The organism is Pseudomonas sp., assembly GCF_050739935.1.
Taxonomy (GTDB): domain Bacteria; phylum Pseudomonadota; class Gammaproteobacteria; order Pseudomonadales; family Pseudomonadaceae; genus Aquipseudomonas.
Genome location: NZ_JBOICF010000068.1, coordinates 16,027 through 32,923 on the forward strand (window position 1 = coordinate 16,027; position 16,897 = coordinate 32,923).

17 protein-coding genes are annotated in these 16,897 nt (G+C 60.0%); 8 read left to right on the forward strand and 9 right to left on the reverse strand.

Features of this window, described 5'->3' with window-relative positions; all coding sequences use genetic code 11:
- The first annotated feature begins 26 nt into the window (after positions 1-26).
- Positions 27-839, forward strand: coding sequence for a bifunctional DNA-formamidopyrimidine glycosylase/DNA-(apurinic or apyrimidinic site) lyase (mutM, locus tag ACRER8_RS13285; RefSeq protein ID WP_431746715.1), 813 nt, complete (start codon positions 27-29; stop codon positions 837-839).
- Positions 840-1,099: 260 nt separating this feature from the next.
- Positions 1,100-1,438: a multidrug transporter gene (locus tag ACRER8_RS13290; protein WP_431746716.1), complete on the forward strand. Its 339-nt coding sequence runs from the start codon at positions 1,100-1,102 to the stop codon at positions 1,436-1,438.
- Here the strand turns inward: ACRER8_RS13290 and ggt are convergent.
- The 3 genes from ggt to coaD form a co-directional block, all read right to left on the reverse strand.
- Positions 1,420-3,150, reverse strand: coding sequence for a gamma-glutamyltransferase (gene ggt / locus ACRER8_RS13295; RefSeq protein ID WP_431746717.1), 1,731 nt, complete (start codon positions 3,148-3,150; stop codon positions 1,420-1,422). The two genes, ACRER8_RS13290 and ggt, sit on opposite strands and share 19 nt — an antisense overlap.
- Positions 3,151-3,230: 80 nt before the next feature.
- Positions 3,231-3,482 (reverse strand): YfhL family 4Fe-4S dicluster ferredoxin, encoded by a 252-nt coding sequence (locus tag ACRER8_RS13300; RefSeq protein ID WP_431746718.1) that lies wholly within the window; start codon positions 3,480-3,482, stop codon positions 3,231-3,233.
- Positions 3,483-3,573: 91 nt separating this feature from the next.
- A complete protein-coding gene (coaD, locus tag ACRER8_RS13305; RefSeq protein WP_431746719.1) occupies positions 3,574-4,059 on the reverse strand; it encodes a pantetheine-phosphate adenylyltransferase in 486 nt (161 codons plus the stop codon).
- A 166-nt stretch (positions 4,060-4,225) separates the two neighbouring features.
- Here coaD and ACRER8_RS13310 point away from each other — a divergent pair, with 166 nt between their 5' ends.
- Together ACRER8_RS13310 and ACRER8_RS13315 are read left to right on the forward strand one after the other, a co-directional pair.
- On the forward strand, positions 4,226-4,912 hold the full coding sequence (locus ACRER8_RS13310; RefSeq protein WP_431746720.1) for a TetR/AcrR family transcriptional regulator: 687 nt from the start codon (positions 4,226-4,228) through the stop codon (positions 4,910-4,912).
- A gap of 68 nt (positions 4,913-4,980) precedes the next feature.
- Positions 4,981-5,835, forward strand: coding sequence for a sulfurtransferase (locus tag ACRER8_RS13315; protein ID WP_431746721.1), 855 nt, complete (start codon positions 4,981-4,983; stop codon positions 5,833-5,835).
- A gap of 177 nt (positions 5,836-6,012) precedes the next feature.
- Here the strand turns inward: ACRER8_RS13315 and ACRER8_RS13320 are convergent, their stop codons facing one another.
- The 6 genes from ACRER8_RS13320 to ACRER8_RS13345 form a co-directional block, all read right to left on the reverse strand.
- Positions 6,013-6,336: an AzlD domain-containing protein gene (locus ACRER8_RS13320; protein WP_431746722.1), complete on the reverse strand. Its 324-nt coding sequence runs from the start codon at positions 6,334-6,336 to the stop codon at positions 6,013-6,015.
- On the reverse strand, positions 6,333-7,061 hold the full coding sequence (locus ACRER8_RS13325; RefSeq protein ID WP_431746723.1) for an AzlC family ABC transporter permease: 729 nt from the start codon (positions 7,059-7,061) through the stop codon (positions 6,333-6,335). Before ACRER8_RS13325 ends, ACRER8_RS13320 begins: the two co-directional genes overlap by 4 nt.
- Before the next feature lie 470 nt (positions 7,062-7,531).
- A complete protein-coding gene (locus ACRER8_RS13330; protein WP_431746724.1) occupies positions 7,532-8,548 on the reverse strand; it encodes a hydrolase in 1,017 nt (338 codons plus the stop codon).
- Entirely contained in the window at positions 8,532-9,152 is a 621-nt protein-coding gene (gene rsmD / locus ACRER8_RS13335; RefSeq protein WP_431746725.1) for a 16S rRNA (guanine(966)-N(2))-methyltransferase RsmD, read from the reverse strand. The genes ACRER8_RS13330 and rsmD overlap by 17 nt, the downstream gene beginning before the upstream one ends.
- A complete protein-coding gene (locus ACRER8_RS13340) occupies positions 9,152-10,648 on the reverse strand; it encodes a M16 family metallopeptidase (protein WP_431746726.1) in 1,497 nt (498 codons plus the stop codon). Before ACRER8_RS13340 ends, rsmD begins: the two co-directional genes overlap by 1 nt.
- On the reverse strand, positions 10,641-11,996 hold the full coding sequence (locus ACRER8_RS13345; protein ID WP_431746727.1) for a M16 family metallopeptidase: 1,356 nt from the start codon (positions 11,994-11,996) through the stop codon (positions 10,641-10,643). The genes ACRER8_RS13340 and ACRER8_RS13345 overlap by 8 nt, the downstream gene beginning before the upstream one ends.
- 280 nt (positions 11,997-12,276) lie before the next feature.
- Between ACRER8_RS13345 and ftsY the strand changes: the two genes are divergently transcribed.
- From ftsY to rpoH, 4 genes are all read left to right on the forward strand, one after another.
- Positions 12,277-13,848: a signal recognition particle-docking protein FtsY gene (ftsY, locus tag ACRER8_RS13350; RefSeq protein WP_431746728.1), complete on the forward strand. Its 1,572-nt coding sequence runs from the start codon at positions 12,277-12,279 to the stop codon at positions 13,846-13,848.
- The gene (gene ftsE, locus ACRER8_RS13355; RefSeq protein ID WP_431746729.1) at positions 13,845-14,516 is read left to right on the forward strand and encodes a cell division ATP-binding protein FtsE; all 672 of its coding nucleotides are present in this window, start codon (positions 13,845-13,847) and stop codon (positions 14,514-14,516) included. Before ftsY ends, ftsE begins: the two co-directional genes overlap by 4 nt.
- The gene (gene ftsX, locus ACRER8_RS13360) at positions 14,513-15,538 is read left to right on the forward strand and encodes a permease-like cell division protein FtsX (RefSeq protein ID WP_431746730.1); all 1,026 of its coding nucleotides are present in this window, start codon (positions 14,513-14,515) and stop codon (positions 15,536-15,538) included. Before ftsE ends, ftsX begins: the two co-directional genes overlap by 4 nt.
- 138 nt (positions 15,539-15,676) lie before the next feature.
- The gene (gene rpoH / locus ACRER8_RS13365; protein ID WP_062385495.1) at positions 15,677-16,531 is read left to right on the forward strand and encodes an RNA polymerase sigma factor RpoH; all 855 of its coding nucleotides are present in this window, start codon (positions 15,677-15,679) and stop codon (positions 16,529-16,531) included.
- Positions 16,532-16,897 lie beyond the last annotated feature (366 nt).

Genomic DNA, 16,897 nt, shown 5'->3' on the forward strand with positions numbered 1-16,897 from the left:
CGTTTCACCCGCCATCGAGCAGTCCAATGCCTGAACTACCTGAAGTCGAAACCACCCGCCGGGGCATCGCGCCTCATCTGGAGGGCCAGCGCGTCAGCCGCGTAATCGTGCGAGATCGCCGACTGCGCTGGCCGATCCCGGAAGATCTGGATGTGCGTCTCTCCGGTCAAAAAATCGTGGTCGTTGAGCGACGCGCCAAATACCTGCTGATCCAGGCCGAAGTTGGCACGTTGATCAGCCATTTGGGCATGTCCGGCAATCTGCGGCTGGTCGAAGCAGGGTTGCCCGCGCTCAAACATGAGCATGTGGATATCGAGCTGGAATCTGGAATGGCCCTGCGCTACACCGACCCGCGAAGGTTCGGCGCGATGCTGTGGAGCCTCGATCCGCACAACCATGAACTGCTGATTCGCTTGGGGCCGGAGCCGCTGACGGACTTGTTCGACGGGCTGCGTTTATATGAGCTGTCCCGCGGGCGTTCGATGGCGGTCAAGCCGTTCATCATGGACAACGCCGTGGTGGTGGGCGTGGGGAACATTTACGCGACCGAGGCGCTGTTCGCGGCGGGCATCGATCCGCGTCGTGAAGCCAAAAGCATTTCCAAGGCGCGTTATATAAAGCTGGCGATCGAGATCAAACGCATCCTCGCTGCCGCCATCGAGCGCGGCGGTACAACATTGCGTGATTTCATCGGCGGCGATGGCCAGCCGGGTTACTTTCAGCAGGAGCTGTTCGCCTATGGCCGGGGCGAGGAGCCGTGTAAGGTCTGCGGCACGATCATGCGTGAGGTCAAGCTGGGGCAGCGGGCGAGTGTTTATTGCCCCAAATGTCAGAAGTAAACAGCGGTCTGCGACATCCGCAGCGACATTGATTTGTCGGCCACCGCATATCGTTGTAGGAGCCGGCTTGCTGGCCAACGCGGGTGGTCAGTTACGAAGATGCCGAATGATCTCAAGGTCCGCCAGCAAGCTGGATCCTACAGAACGCCGTGTTCTTGATGCCGAGTTACGATAATTGCGCCGCTCCTCCCTTGCTTAACCCCAATCGCTGTTTATAGTGAGCAGCATCACTTTTCCCGCTGCGCCTGAAGGATCACGCCATGAGCCCGTTTCGTATTCTTGCTGCCACGCTGACCCTGCTATTCGGCTTGCAAATGACCCCGGCGATGGCGCAGGTCGAGGCTTCCGGCAGTGGCGATCCGGTCTATCAGATCCAGAATCCTCCTGCTTACGCGATGATCGGCGACCTGCTGGTTGCCCGCCCGCTGCTGATCGTGGCAACGGTCGCCGGCGCTGCGCTGTTCGTGGTGGCTTCGCCGTTCGCCGCTGCGGGCGGTAATCTGGGCGCCACGGGCAAGGCGCTGGTAGTCGACCCGGGCAAGGCCGCATTTGTGCGCTGCCTGGGTTGCACCACCAGCGGCTATGGCAAGCACGACTGATCGACGCAGGTATGCGGTGCGTTCGGGCGGAAAACAACTGAAACGCCCACGCCGCGCGGATCGCTCGCGGTTTCCACGCCGGCGTTGTTCTTGTGCCACAGCAGCACTTGCTGATTGCCGAAGTCGCGTCTGGTCTCTTTTAGCCGGTATCCGCGCTCTTGCAAATCTGTGACCTCCTCATCCGTGAACGCTCCCGGCTCATACTCCATCACATCGGGTAGATATTGATGATGGTAGCGCGGCGCCGAAGTCCAACTGGTTACGGGTTGATCGTCCAGATACTGCAGCATCGACAGCAGCACGATGCTGGGAATCCGGCTGCCGCCTGGCGTGCCGAAGGAGGTGAAGTCGCGCGGGCTTTCGATGAAGCTGGGGCTCATGCTCGACAATGGCCGCTTGCCGGGCTCGATGATATTGGCCTGACTGCCGACCAGCCCATAGGTATTACTGCCTTTAGGATCGACGGCGAAATCGTCCATCTCGTCGTTGAGAATCACGCCTGTGCCCGGCACTGTGAAGGTCGATCCGAACGGTAGATTGAGCGACAGAGTCGCAGCCACGGCGTTGCCTTCGTCGTCGAGCACCGAGAAGTGGCTGGTGTTGTCGCCTTCACGCCAGCGAGGGGCTGGCGGCAGAGCGCTGTTAGGCGTCGCGCTGTGCGGATCGACACTGGTCGACAACTGCAGCAGGTAATCGGGCGAGAGTACCTGGGCGATCGGATTAGGCACGAAGTCCGGGTCGCCGAACAGCACGCGATCACGGTAGGCGCGACGCAGCACTTCCACCACGTAGTGGGCGCGCTGCACTTTCCCGGACTCACGCCAAGGCAGCTGCTGCAGCATGAACAGGCTTTGCGCCAGCGCGATGCCTCCCGCAGATGGCGGCGGAGCGCTGATCAGTTCTCGGTGGTCGGCCAGCTGGAAGCGCAATGGCGTACGAGTAACGACCTCGTACTCTTCGAAATCGTGGTAATTCCAGATCCCGCCCCCAGCCCTGACGCCGCTGACCATCGCTTGCGCGGTCAGACCGCTGTAAAACCCGGCGCGGCCCTTATCGGCCAGGCGGTCCAGCGTCTGCGCCAGCTCAGGCTGCCTGATGATTTCCCCAAGCGGCGGAACGTCGTTGTTGCGCAGGAAAAGCCTGGCGCTTTCCTTGTTGGCGCGCAATGCGAACAGCCGCCAACTGGCGCGCTCACGATACACCTCGTCCACCTTGAAGCCGTCATAGGCAACCCGAATGGCGGGCGCCATGGAAATGCTCAGCGGCAAGCGACCATAACGTTCAGCGAGTTCGACAAGGGCGGCGGGCAAGCCGGGAATGGCCGCAGCCAAAGGGCCGTTCAGCGATAAATCCGGCTGCACGACACCATTGCGGTTGAACATCCTGGGCCTGGCCTTGAGGGGCGCTTTTTCCCGCGCATCAAGGAACTGGTACTGCGCCGGTTCGCCTGTCTGGCGCAGCAAAAAGAACCCGCCGCCGCCCAGCCCCGAACCATAAGGCTCGACCACGGCAAGGGTTGCGCTGATGGCGATGGCGGCGTCAAAGGCGTTGCCGCCATCGACCAGAATTTCCCGACCGGCGGCGGTCGCAATGGAATTAGGGCTGGCTATGGCGGCCTGAGCCGGATGGTCGGGGCTGCCTTGAGCCGATAAGGCGCACAGGAAAAGTGCGGCGCCAAACGAGGAGGGGATCCACGTAAGCTTCAATGTCATGCGTTTCTCGCTCAGGTCAACAGGCATTACAGCCAGTGTCTTCGGCGAAAGCGCGGATGCCGACAGGATATGCCCTTCGTTTATGCCTTGCTCGTTATCAACTCGTATTTGGCCAGCAGCTCGTCCTTGCTCTCCACGTGGTTTTCATCCAAAGGGATGCAATCCACGGGACAGACCTGCTGGCACTGCGGTTCGTCATAATGGCCAACACATTCGGTGCACAGGTTCGGGTTGATCACGTAGATCTCTTCCCCCTGTGAAATCGCTTCGTTCGGGCACTCGGGTTCGCAGACGTCGCAATTGATGCAGTCGTCGGTGATGATCAGGGACATGGATACTCCTGCCGCGGTCGACACCGGGGCATATCAAAACTAATGCGGCGAATTGTGCCGCATTAGCGCTCGGTATGCACCTGTGCATAACTCATGACCCCGGCTTGAACCTCTCCTTGAGCGCCTGGGCGACGGCCGGATGTACGAATTTGGTGATATCCCCGCCCAACGCCGCGATTTCTCTGACCAGCGTAGATGAAATGAAGGAATAGCGTTCGGACGGTGTGAGAAAAAGACTTTCCACATCCGGCGCCAGCTGTTTATTCATGTTCGCGAGCTGGAATTCGTACTCGAAATCGGAGACGGCACGCAGACCGCGCAGCAGGATATTGGCGTTCTGCTCCTGAGCGAAATGCGCCAGCAGGGTCGAGAATCCGACGACTTCGACGTTCGGCAGGTGTTTGGTCGCTTCGCGCGCCAACTCGACACGTTGCTCCAGCGGGAACAGTGGGTTTTTCTTGGGGCTGGCGGCAATGGCGATGACCACTTGATCGAACATGCGCGAGGCTCGCTCGACCAGATCGCCGTGGCCCTTGGTGATGGGGTCGAAGGTGCCTGGATACAACACTCGGTTCATCGCGTCGTCCTGGTCGGAGTTCGTAGGGGACTGGGATGGTATCGCAGCGGGGCGAGGCGGCCAAGTCGCGCTCATGGAGCAAATGGCAGCCACGGACTGCACCGAGTCCTGATGCTTGCGTTAAGATCCAGCACATCTGTGTTACATCCACACGTTCGAGTCGAGCATGGCGCCGCGCATCAAAACCCTACGCATCAAGACCCGTGAACGCATCGTGCAGAGCAGTCTGGAGCTGTTCAATCTGCAGGGCGAGCGTAGTGTCAGCACCAACCACATCGCCGCGCACATGGAGATCTCGCCGGGCAATCTGTATTACCACTTCCCCAACAAGCAGGCGATCATCGCCGAGCTGTTTAGCGAATACGAAACACTGGTCGACAGCTTCCTGCATCCGCCGAAGGGTCGCCTGCTGAACGTCGAAGACAAGCGCCACTATCTGATGGCGATACTCGATGGCATGTGGCGCTATCGTTTCCTGCATCGCGACCTTGAGCATCTGCTCGACGCCGATCCAGAACTGGCGGCACGCTATCGCCGGTTTTCGCAGCATTGTCTGATCAAAGCGATGGCGATTTACGGCGGTTTCGTGGACGCGGGGATACTGAACATGGACAAGGTGCAGATCGAGACGTTGACGCTCAACGCGTGGATCATCCTCATCTCGTGGATACGTTTTCTCTGTACAACGCGGGAAAATGCCACGCATCTGAACGAAAACGCGATCCGCCGTGGCGTGTACCAAGTGCTGATGCTGGAACTGGCTTACGTCACGGCCCAGGCGCACGAAGCGGTGCATGCACTGTGCGCGGAATATTACGTGCCGCTGAACAAGGCACTGGAGGACGCCAATTGAATGACGTCCTTCCGTTCAAATAGGTTGTCTTATCGCTTAGCCACTTTCACTGTCTGCAGGAGCCCATCATGTCCATCGCGCAATTGATCAGCCCGCAACAACTGGCCGAACGCCAAAAAACGCCGAACCTTGTGATTCTGGATTGTCGTTCCTCCCTTGAGGATCTGGACTACGGCCAGCGCAGCTACGCGGAAGGGCATATTGAAGGATCTTCCTATGCCGATCTGCTCAACGACCTGAGTGGGCCAATCACCAAGGGCGTGACCGGCCGCCATCCGCTGCCTGACCCCCAGACACTGATCGAGCGCCTGCGATTCTGGGGCGTCAACAACGACAGCGACATTGTGCTCTACGACGACGGCCCCGGCGCCTATGCCGCCCGTGCATGGTGGTTGCTGGCGTGGCTGGGCAAGCGTGATGGGGTGTATGTGCTCGATGGCGGTCTCAAGGCCTGGCACGCGGCAGGCCAGCCGCTGAGTTTGGACCCACCAGAGCACCGTGAGGGTCTTTTCCAGGGCAAGCCTGACGATTCGCTGGTATTAAGCGCTGACGAGGTGCAGAAGAAGCTCGACCAACCACAAGTGACACTGATCGACGCTCGCGCCCCGGCGCGGTTTCGCGGAGAAGTCGAGCCTGTCGACCCGGTCGCCGGACATATCCCGGGTGCGCAATGTGTTGCATTCACCGACAACCTCGGTCCGGATGGCCGTTTTCTGCCAGCGGATCAACTAAAACAGCGTTTCGCCGCCACCCTGAACGGTCGCCCCGCGGAAAAACTGGTCGCCTACTGCGGTTCAGGCGTGACGGCCTGCCACAATCTGTTCGCCCTTTGCCTGGCTGGTTATCCCTTGGGACGGTTGTACGCCGGGTCTTGGAGTGAGTGGATCAACGACCCGCAGCGCGAAGTTGCTACCGGAGAATGAGGTTGTTGGCGTGTTCAAGCCGCCGATGCTGCGTCGTCTGTGCGTACCTCTCGCGAGCATGTTCACTCCTATAGGGGATGCGCTGCTGACTCTGTAGCAGTTCGGCCAGCCGGAGGTAGCGGTCTGAACAACGCCGCCGTCGGCAAGCCGGACTGTTACAGCTATCGATGTTCCGGCTTAAATCTGACCCATCATCCAGCGCAACAAGAAGAACACCGCCAACCCACCGCCAATGGTCGCCAGCAGATTACGACTGAACGCTGCTATCCCGATTGCTACAACCCCTGCCAGCAAATAGGCGTTGTCCCACGATAATTGCCAGTGCTGTCCATCGGGCAATAGCATCCCTGGCACGACGATGGCGGTCAGCACGGCGGTTGGTACGTAATGCAGACCCTGTCGCACAATGGGCGGGAAGCGCAGATTCGGCCAGGCGAACAGGCTGTAGCGCATCAGAAAGGTGATCGCGCTCATCCCCAGAATCAGCCACCAGTAACTCATGAGTGGACCTCCTTGCTCGCCGCATCGTGAGATTTTGGAAATTGCCGACGTTCAAGCAACACGCCCGCGACAATGCCGCTGAACGCAGCGGCCATGAGCCCGAGCTTGTAGGGCCACGACCAGGTCATCAGGGCAACGGCACCCGCCGCCAGGGCTGCGGCGACTTGCGGGTGGTTGCGCAACAGCGGCACGACAATGCCGATGAAGGTCGCCAGCATTGCGAACTCGAGACCCCAACTAGCCATGTCCGGTACCGCCTGACCAAACAGCACGCCGACCAGCGAGCTGCTTACCCAGCAGGCATAGAGCGCGCTGGTCACCCCCAGCCAATACCAATGAGCCAGCGGTGCGCGGCCGTGAACCAGGTAGTAACGCTGGACCACTGCGAAGGTCTCGTCGGTCAGCCAGAAGGCCAGCAGCAATCGCCAGCGCGGCGCAAGGCCCTGGACCTGAGGCTGCAGTGTGGCGCTGTAAAGCACGTGGCGCAGGTTGACGATGAAAGTGGTCAGCAGTATGACCACAGCGCTGGCGCCCGCGCCCATCAGGCTGACGACAATGAACTGCGCTGACCCGGCATAGACGAACATCGACATGCCGACCGCCTGCCAGAGCGACAGGCCGCCGACGCCAGCCAGGGTTCCGAAGATGATGCCGAACGGTGCGATGCCGACCAGCATGGGCACACTGTCGCGAAGGCCGCGAACGTAGAATTGATAGCGGGACATGGTGGTTCTCCTTATGTCCCGAATGTTAGGCCACGCGCGGCGTGGGTGTCTTGGATGATCTTGCACGGCTCGACACCAATATTGAACTGTAGGAGCCGGCTTGCTGGCGAATGCGATGTGGCAGTCACCGAAATGTTGCTGACACACCACTGATTCGGAACTGTAGGAGCCGGCTTGCTGGCGAATGCGATGTGGCAGTCATCGGAATGTTGCTGACACACCACTGATTCGGAACTGTAGGAGCCGGCTTGCTGGCGAATGCGGTGTGGCAGTCATCGGAATGTTGCTGACACACCACTGATTCGGAACTGTAGGAGCCGGCTTGCTGGCGAATGTGGTGTGGCAGTCATCGGAATGTTGACTGACACGGCACGGTTCGCCAGCAAGCCCGGCTCATTCAGATGCGGTGTCGTTTGTAAGGTCGCCACCGCCGGCAAGCCGTGCTGCTACAGGGGATTGTGCAGCTTGGGTCAGGAGACGGGTTGCGCACCATGCACATCCACCAGCCACTCAGGAATCCGCTTTTCCAGGTAATAGGTCGGTGTCCTGATCGTGCCGCCGACGAACCCGACATGGCCTCCGCGGTCCTGCAGATCGAACCGGGTGCTGGCAGACAATTCACTCGCTTCGGGCAGGCTGTGCTTGAAGACAAACGGGTCATCAAGCGCCTGCACTAGCAGTGTCGGCGTGCGAATCGCACCGAGGTAATAACGGCTCGACGCTCGCCGGTAGTAATCCTGCGCGTCGGCAAAGCCGTTGAGCGGCGCTGTCACCCGGCCATCGAACTCCCAGAAGGTGCGCAGGTTGTCCAGAGAACCGAGCGCTGCCAGCGTTGCCAGCCCGTCGCTCAGGCCTTCATGTTGAAAGCGCCGCTGCTTGTCCCTGATGTAACCGACCATCTCGCGCATGAAATGCCGCTGGTAAACCCTGGAGAATCCCAGGCCGATACGATCAGCGCACTCATCCAGACGAAAGGGCACCGACACCGCCGCCGCCCCCTGCAAATGGCTGTCCTGTCCCGACTCGCCCAGATACTTGAGCAGGATGTTGCCGCCCAGCGAATACCCGACGGCATACAGTGGCGCCAGTGGTCGAGCCGCGCGCACGTGTTCGATCGCCTCTGCCAGATCTTCAGTGGCGCCGGAGTGATAGCTGCGTGGCAGCAGATTGGGCTCGCCCGAACAACCGCGCCAGTTCAGCGCAGCACTGGACCAGCCGCGTTGTGCCATCGCTTGCTGCAAACCCACCACATAGGGTGAGTTCGACGAGCCTGTCAGGCCATGCAGCACCAGAACCACCGGCACTTTGGCGTCGTGTGGCCCATGCCAGTCCATGTCGAGAAAGTCGCCATCTCCCAGCCAGATGCGTTCGCGTCGGCGTTCCAGATGAATGGTCTTTCGCCAAAGCGGCCCCCACAGCGTTTGCAGATGAGGGTTGCCAAGACCGGTTGCCGGGATGAACGGCCGGCTGTCAGCTGGCGGCAACACTTCGTTCCCACAGCGCGTAGTAAACCTGACCGGCTTTTTTCTCCCGATGCAGGCGCCAGTTGCCTGGCATGCCAAGTGTCGATGGCGCGGTTTCGCTTTCGGTGTAGATCCACGCGCTGTCCGCCAACCAGTTGCGCTCTTCGAGCAGCGTACAGGCGGGCGCCAGCAGGTTCTGGTGGAATGGCGGATCGAGGAAGATCACGTCGAACTGTTCGGCAGGCTGGGTCTCCAGATAGCGCAAAGCGTCGCCTGTCGAAGTCTTGCCCACCGTGCAGCGCAACGTTCCCAGGTGCTCGCGCAGGTTGGAAATGGCCGCCGAATTGGTGTCCAGCGCCAACCCCATGCTGGCGCCACGAGACAGGGCTTCCAGATACAACGCACCGCTGCCCGCAAACGGGTCAAGCACGCGGGCGCCTTCGATATAGGGCGCCAACCAGTTGAACAGGGTTTCGCGAACCCGGTCCGGCGTCGGGCGCAGGCCCGGGGCGTCAGGAAAGCTCAGACGCCGACTGCGCCATTCGCCGCCGATAATCCGCAATTGGCCCAGGCCCGTGTGGATTTTGTGCCCCTTGTGAATACGCGGCGGCTTGGATGTCGAGGTCATTAATGCTCCGGAACGCCGAGAGGTTGTTCGGCTGGCTTATCTGTGGGGGGCGGCAGAGGCTTCTGCGGGACAGTGGGGCCAGCGGTCACGATGACCAGTTTGTCCACGTCCAGATGCTTGTTCATCGCCGCCTTGATCTGCTCGACAGTGACGCTCTGAGACTGCGTCATGAAATCTTCGAGGTAGGTCAGAGGCAGATTATAGAAGCCGATTGCGCCCAATTGGCCAACGATCGCCGAGTTGCTCGCTGTCGACAGCGGGAAGCTGCCCGCCAGTTCGCGCTTGGCGTCGTCGAGTTCCTTCTGGGTCGGGCCATTGACCAGGAAATCGTGGGTGATGTCCTTGACCAGCTTGAGCGTGTTTTCGCTCAAGTCGGCGCGAGTTTGCAGGCCGATCATGAACGGGCCTTGCGCCTGCATTGGCGTAAAGCCCGACGAAACGCCGTAAGTCAGGCCGCGTTTCTCACGTACTTCGGTCATCAGACGGCTGCCGAAGCCGCCACCGCCAAGGATCGAGTTACCCAGCGACAACGCTGCGTAATCAGGATCGGCGCGATCGATACCCAGTTCTGCCAGCATCAGGTGGGTTTGCTTGGACGGGAATTCGATATGGGTTTCGCCCGACTGCGGCTCGCTCGGCGCAACGGTCTTGGCCAGCGCCGGGCCTTTGGGCAGCGAAGCGGACACTTGAGCTGCGACCGCTTCGGCGTCTGCGCGAGACAGATCGCCCACCAGCGCGATCACCGCATTGCCAGCGGCGTAGGCCTTGGCGTGGAAGGCTTTCAATTGGGCCAGGGTAATAGGCGTGATGCTTTCTGCCGTGCCCATGCTTGGGTGTGCGTAAGGGTGATCACCGTACAGACGCTTGAACAGCTCATCACCCGCCAATTTGCCGGGGTTCTGCTTCTGGTATTCGAAGCTGGCCATTAGCTGGTTCTTGATTCGCGCCAGTGAGTCGGCGGGGAAGGTCGGTTTACCGACCACTTCCGAGAACAGCTTGAGTGCCGGTTCACGTTTGTCAGGCGCACTCAGGCTGCGCAGTGAAGCGAGGGCCATGTCGCGATAGGAGCCGTTGCCGAAATCTGCCCCCAACCCTTCGAAACCCTCGGCGATGGCGCTGACGTTCTTGCCTTTGATGCCTTCGTTAAGCATGGCGTTGGTGATCAGTGCGATACCAGGAGTGGCGCCGTCTTGACTACTCCCTGCCGCGAACAGCAGGCGTATGTCGAACATCGGCAGCTCATGCGCCTCGACGAATAGCACCCGCGCGCCTTCGGCCGTATTCCAGGACTGAATGTTCAGCTCGCGGCGGGCCGGAGCCTTGCCGTCGAGTTCTTTCAACGATTCAAGGGTGTTGGCTGCCTTGTCGATGGCCTTGGGAGGGTCGGCAGGTGTATCGGCCATGACCGAGCTGGTGCTGAGCAGTCCAAGGGTCACGGCCAGTAGCAGTGCATTGGCCCGCGTTCGCGCAATGCGTGTCCCGTTGCGCTTACTCATGGCCTTTCTCCTCCGGCAAAACGTGCGCGACGGCGAGGCGTTCGCGGGTGAAATATGTGCGTGCGGCTTTCTGGATGTCTTCCGGGGTGACACTTTGCAGCGCTGCCAGCTCACCATCGATCAGCCGCCAGGAAAGACCGACTGTTTCCAGCTCGCCAATGGTGCTCGCCTGGCTGGTGATGGAATCACGCTCGTAGACCAGACCGGCAATCACCTGCGCACGAACCCGCTCGAGTTCTTCCTTGGTTGGCGGCTTGTTCTTCAGCTCGTCCAGCAGGCGCCAGATACCGGCTTCGGTGTCCGCGAGGGTTTTCTTCTTTTGCATGTTCGGCGTGGCGCTGATGGTGAACAGACTGTCGCCACGGGTGTAGGCGTCGTAATCCGACGATGCGCCAGTGACCAATTCTTCGCCGCGTTCAAGGCGGGTCGGAATGCGTGCGCTGTAACCACCATCGAGCAGCGCGGAGATCAGGCGCAGGGCGTTGACTGATTGCGGATCTGTGGCGGTGGCCAGGCTCGGTACGTTGAAGCCATACATCAGGCTCGGCATCTGGGTGGCTACATGTACGGTGATTTGGCGCAGGCTCGGCTCTGGTAGTTCCAGTGGTTTCTTCGACGGCGGAACGTCGCGGCGCGGGACAGGCCCGAAGAAACGCGCGGCCAATGCCTTCACTTCGTCGGGTTTCACGTCGCCGACCACCACCAGCGTGGCGTTGTTCGGCACGTACCAGGACTCATACCAATGGCGCAGTTCTTGAACTGTCATGCGGTCCAGGTCAGCCATCCAGCCGATAGTGGGCGTGTGATAGCCGCTGGCGGGGTAGGCGAGGGCCTTGAAGCGCTCGTAGGCCTTGGCGTTGGGCTTGTCGTCGGTGCGCAGACGGCGTTCTTCTTTGATGACTTCGATCTCGCGCGCGAACTCTTCCGGCGGCAGGCGCAGGCTGGCCATGCGATCGGCTTCGAGCTCGAAGGCCACGCCCAGGCGATCGCGGGCCAGCACTTGGTAATAGGCGGTGTAATCATCGCTGGTGAAAGCGTTCTCTTCGGCGCCCAGATCGCGCAGGATCAGCGAAGCTTCACCGGGGCCTGCCTTTGAGCTGCCCTTGAACATCATATGTTCCAGCGCATGGGAAAGGCCGGTCTGTCCGGGCGTCTCATAGCTGGAGCCAACCTTGTACCAGACCTGGGAGACCACCACCGGCGCGCGATGATCTTCGCGCACGATGACCTTCAGGCCGTTATCCAGCGTGAATTCGGAAGTGGGTTGAGGGTCGGCGGCGATGGCGGCAAGGGGCAAACACAATGTGCCGAGCAGAAGGCCTGCGGCACGGCGGGCAAAAGCATTCATTCGTAATTTGAACCTTCGAGACGGCCTGCTTGAACTTAGCGTCGGCGGGCGCGGGGGTGTTAGGATAGCGACCAGTTTGCCTGACGACCACGGCTAAGATGTCCGAGTCGTAAACGGACCCGGTAGGAAATGGCCTGAATGACAGTTCGGCTACACACGGCGTTCGAGCCATTGGCCAGGCAGCCTATGAACAAGCGGACATAAAAGCAGTCTGTTTCGCATACAGAATTTTTCAGAGGCGCCGCTCTGGCGCGTCGCTACCTTGAGATAGCCGTCCTCCATGTTTGGTTCCAACGACGACAAGAAGACTCCAGCCCCGGCTGGCGAGAAAAAAGGCCTGTTCGGATGGCTGCGCAAAAAGCCGCAGGAAACCGTCGCCGAGCAGCCGCAAGACATACCTACAACAGCGCCTGAGCCCATCGTCGAATCGACGCAGCCCGCCGTTGAGCCGCAGATTGCACCGAGCATTCCTCCCGCGTCTCCTGCGCCGGTGCCGCAAGCCGTGACGGCCGTTGAATCCGCGCCCGTCGCTAATGAGCAACCGACCTCCGAGCCCTGGCTGAAACTGCCTGTCGCTGAAGAACCGGTCGCGCTGGTCGACGAGAGCGAACCCCACGTCACGCCGCAAATCCCAGCCCATACTGCATCTCACGTCCAGCCTGAGATCGTCACTGAACCCGCACCGGCTCAGCCTGCTGTCGTGGATACCGCTGCGCGGGAAGTGCCGCCGTCGATTGAGCCTACGCCAGTCGCCGAACCTGACGCCGTTGCAGGCGATGACCTACCAGCGTTGTCGCAGCCGTCTGCGGCGACCGTCTCCGTTGCCGCCGCTCCGCTTGCGGCCCCAGGCGCCCCCGTCGCAGAAACGTCGCCAGTTGTCCTCGCACCTGAAACTCAAGCTCAACCAGTCGAGCCGAAGCAGCCCGGTTTTTTCGCGCGCCTAAAGCAAGGTCTGTCCAAAACCAGCGCCAGTCTCGGCGAAGGTATGGCCAGTCTGTTCCTGGGCAAGAAGGCCATCGACGACGACATGCTTGATGAGCTGGAAACGCGCCTGCTCACAGCTGACGTGGGTGTCGAAGCGACTTCGCTGATCGTGCGCAACTTGACGCAGAAAGTGGCGCGTAAACAGCTCACCGACAGCGATGCCTTGTATCAGTCGCTGCAGAACGAGCTGACCGAGATGCTCAAGCCGGTGGAAGCGCCGTTGGTTATCGGTAGTCAGAACAAGCCGTTCGTGATTCTGGTTGTCGGCGTCAACGGCGCGGGCAAGACCACGACCATCGGCAAACTGGCCAAGAAGCTTCAGCTCGAAGGCAAGAAGGTCATGCTGGCGGCGGGCGACACCTTCCGTGCAGCAGCTGTCGAGCAGCTTCAGGTCTGGGGCGAGCGCAATAAAATCCCGGTGATTGCGCAGCACACGGGGGCTGACTCGGCTTCGGTAATCTTCGACGCCGTACAAGCTGCCAAGGCGCGTGGCATCGACGTATTGATCGCCGACACCGCCGGTCGTTTGCACACCAAAGACAACCTGATGGAAGAACTGAAAAAGGTTCGCCGCGTGATCGGCAAGCTCGACGAAGCCGCGCCACACGAAGTGCTGCTGGTGCTCGATGCGGGCACCGGGCAGAACGCCATCAATCAGGCCAAGCAGTTCAACCAGACCGTTAGCCTGACCGGCCTTGCGCTGACCAAGCTCGACGGCACGGCCAAAGGTGGCGTGATCTTCGCGTTGGCCAAGCAATTCGGGCTGCCGATTCGTTACATCGGCGTCGGCGAGGGCATCGACGATTTGCGGACTTTCGAGGCCGAACCCTTTGTTCAGGCCCTATTCGCCGAGCGGGAGCGCACATGATTCGTTTCGAACAGGTCGGTAAACGCTATCCGAACGGGCACGTCGGCTTGCATGAGCTGAGCTTTCGAGTGCGTCGTGGCGAGTTTCTGTTTGTGACCGGGCATTCCGGCGCCGGCAAAAGTACCTTGCTGCGCCTGCTGCTGGCCATGGAGCGCCCAACCACCGGCAAACTGCTGCTGGCGGGTCAGGATCTGGGCCAAATCAGCACCGCGCAGATCCCGTTCCTGCGTCGTCAGATCGGCGTCGTTTTCCAGAATCACCAATTGCTGTTCGATCGCACAGTGTTCAATAACATCGCGCTGCCGCTGCAGATTCTCGGTCTGTCCAAGACCGAAGTGACCAAGCGCGTCGATTCGGCGCTTGAGCGCGTGGCGTTGTCCGACAAGGCCGAGCTTTACCCCGGCGACTTGTCCACAGGGCAGCAACAACGTGTCGGTATCGCTCGCGCCATCGTTCACCGCCCGGCGTTGCTGCTGGCGGACGAACCGACCGGCAACCTTGACCCTCGGCTGGCAGCGGAAATCATGGGTGTGTTCGAAGACATCAATCGTCTGGGCACCAGCGTGTTGATCGCTAGTCACGATCTGGCCTTGATCGCGCGTATGCGTCATCGGATGCTGACTCTTCAACGCGGTCGACTGATTGGCGACGGGGAGGCAGGCGTATGAGTGCCACGCGCAGTCCTAAAGTTTCCGAGCGCGTTGCGCCAAAGGCGTCCGAGCCTGGCCCGCAGAAGAAAAAGAAACATAACGATGACGACGGTCCCGGTTTCAGTGCGCTGTTCAACGCCTGGATCGAAGCACATCGCTCCAGTATGGCCGACAGCTTGCGTCGTTTGGGCAAGCAGCCAATCGGCAGCTTCTTCACCTGTCTGGTGATGGCCGTTGCGTTGAGTTTGCCGATGGGCTTGTCATTGCTTCTGAGTAACGTCGAGCGTCTGGGTGGGTCGTGGCAACGCGCCGCGCAGATCTCGCTTTATTTGCAACTGGATGCTTCGCCGACCGAGGGTCAGGGTCTGGTTGCGCAAATCAAGGAAATGCCCGGCGTCGCCGAAGCTGAATACATCTCCCGCGATCAGGCGCTAAACGAGTTCCAACAACAGTCTGGTCTTGGCGAGGCGCTCAAGGAACTGCCGGAAAACCCGCTACCGGGGGTGGTGCTGGTGACTCCGCAGGAGGTTGACAAAGCTGCGCTGGAAGCATTACGTACGCGTCTTGCCGAATTGCCGAAAGTTCAGCAGGCCCAACTGGATCTGGTCTGGGTCGAGCGTCTGGCGGCGATTCTCAAGCTGGGTGACCGGTTTGTATTCGGTCTGACGGTGTTGTTGGTGGTGGCCCTGTTGCTGGTCATCGGCAATACCATTCGTCTGCACATTGAGAACCGCCGTACCGAGATTGAAGTCATCAAGTTGGTGGGCGGTACGGATAGCTACGTGCGTAGGCCCTTCCTTTATATGGGCGCGCTGTACGGTTTCGGTGCGGGGATTCTTTCGTGGGGGGTACTGGCTTTCGGCCTGGACTGGCTCAACGAAGCCGTGGTCCGATTGGCCGGGCTGTATGGCAGTAATTTTGCGCTGGCGGGTGTGCCGGTGGCCGATGGTCTCTCGCTCTTGCTTGGAGCGGTGTTGTTGGGGTATATCGGTGCGTGGATTGCGGTAGCACGCCATTTGAGAGAGCTGGCACCTCGTTGAGTCTTAATGTTCAGGTAACTTCTGTAGCATAAATTTTGTTTCATCTATTGACTTTTCAGCTAAGGGAACTTGTTTAGCGGTTCCCGGTCAATTTCGCAGTGCTGAACTGCACGAGTCATGTGTCGGAGGTTTTTTCGTATGACCAATTCTTTGCAACCTGCTTATGCCTTGGTTCCGGGCGCAAACCTGGAAGCCTATGTGCACACGGTAAACAGCATTCCACTGCTGACGCCCGAGCAGGAGCGTGAACTGGCCGAGAGTCTCTATTATGAGCAGGATCTAGGGGCGGCTCGGCAGATGGTGCTCGCCCACCTGCGTTTTGTCGTGCATATCGCACGCAGTTATTCCGGTTACGGACTGGCTCAGGCTGACCTGATCCAGGAAGGAAACGTCGGCCTGATGAAAGCCGTAAAACGTTTCAACCCTGAGATGGGTGTGCGCCTAGTTTCTTTTGCAGTGCACTGGATCAAGGCCGAGATTCACGAATTCATCCTGCGCAACTGGCGCATCGTCAAAGTCGCGACCACCAAGGCTCAGCGCAAATTGTTCTTCAATCTGCGTAGTCAGAAGAAGCGTCTGGCGTGGCTGAACAACGAAGAAGTGCACCGTGTGGCTGAAAGCCTCGGTGTCGAGCCGCGCGAAGTGCGCGAAATGGAAAGCCGCTTGACCGGCCACGACATGGCGTTCGACCCGGCCGCTGAAGCCGATGACGACAGCGCATTTCAGTCGCCGGCCAACTATCTGGAAGACCATCGTTACGATCCGGCGCGTCAGCTGGAAGATTCCGACTGGACCGACAGCTCGACGGCCAACCTGCACGAAGCGCTGAACGTGCTTGACGAGCGCAGTCGCGACATCCTTTACCAGCGCTGGCTGGCCGAGGAAAAGGCGACGCTGCACGACCTGGCCGAGAAGTACAAAGTCTCTGCCGAGCGGATTCGTCAGCTCGAGAAGAGCGCGATGAACAAGCTGAAGTTATCGATTGCTGCGTAAGCGGTAAGCAACAACGAAAAAACGCCCCGAGATAATCGGGGCGTTTTTTTGTGCGGTGTTTATGGATGGCAGGAGCCGGTCTGCCGATGGGCGCGGCGGGTCAATCACCTCAATGCAGGCTGATCCACCGCATTCGCTGCCGTCGTAACCTCCGACGTCTCCTACAGGTCCGTGGCGTAGCGAAGTTTGGTGATCAGCGCGAAAGTGAACTGCTCCCAAAAAGTTGGACACCAATCCAGACTTTTGGGAGTGTCCTCCATGGGCAAGTATTCCATCGAATTCAAAATCACGGCCATCAAGGCTTACATCAACGGTGACGAGGGGTTTCGCAAGGTCGCTCGGCACTACTCGATGGACCACGGCTTG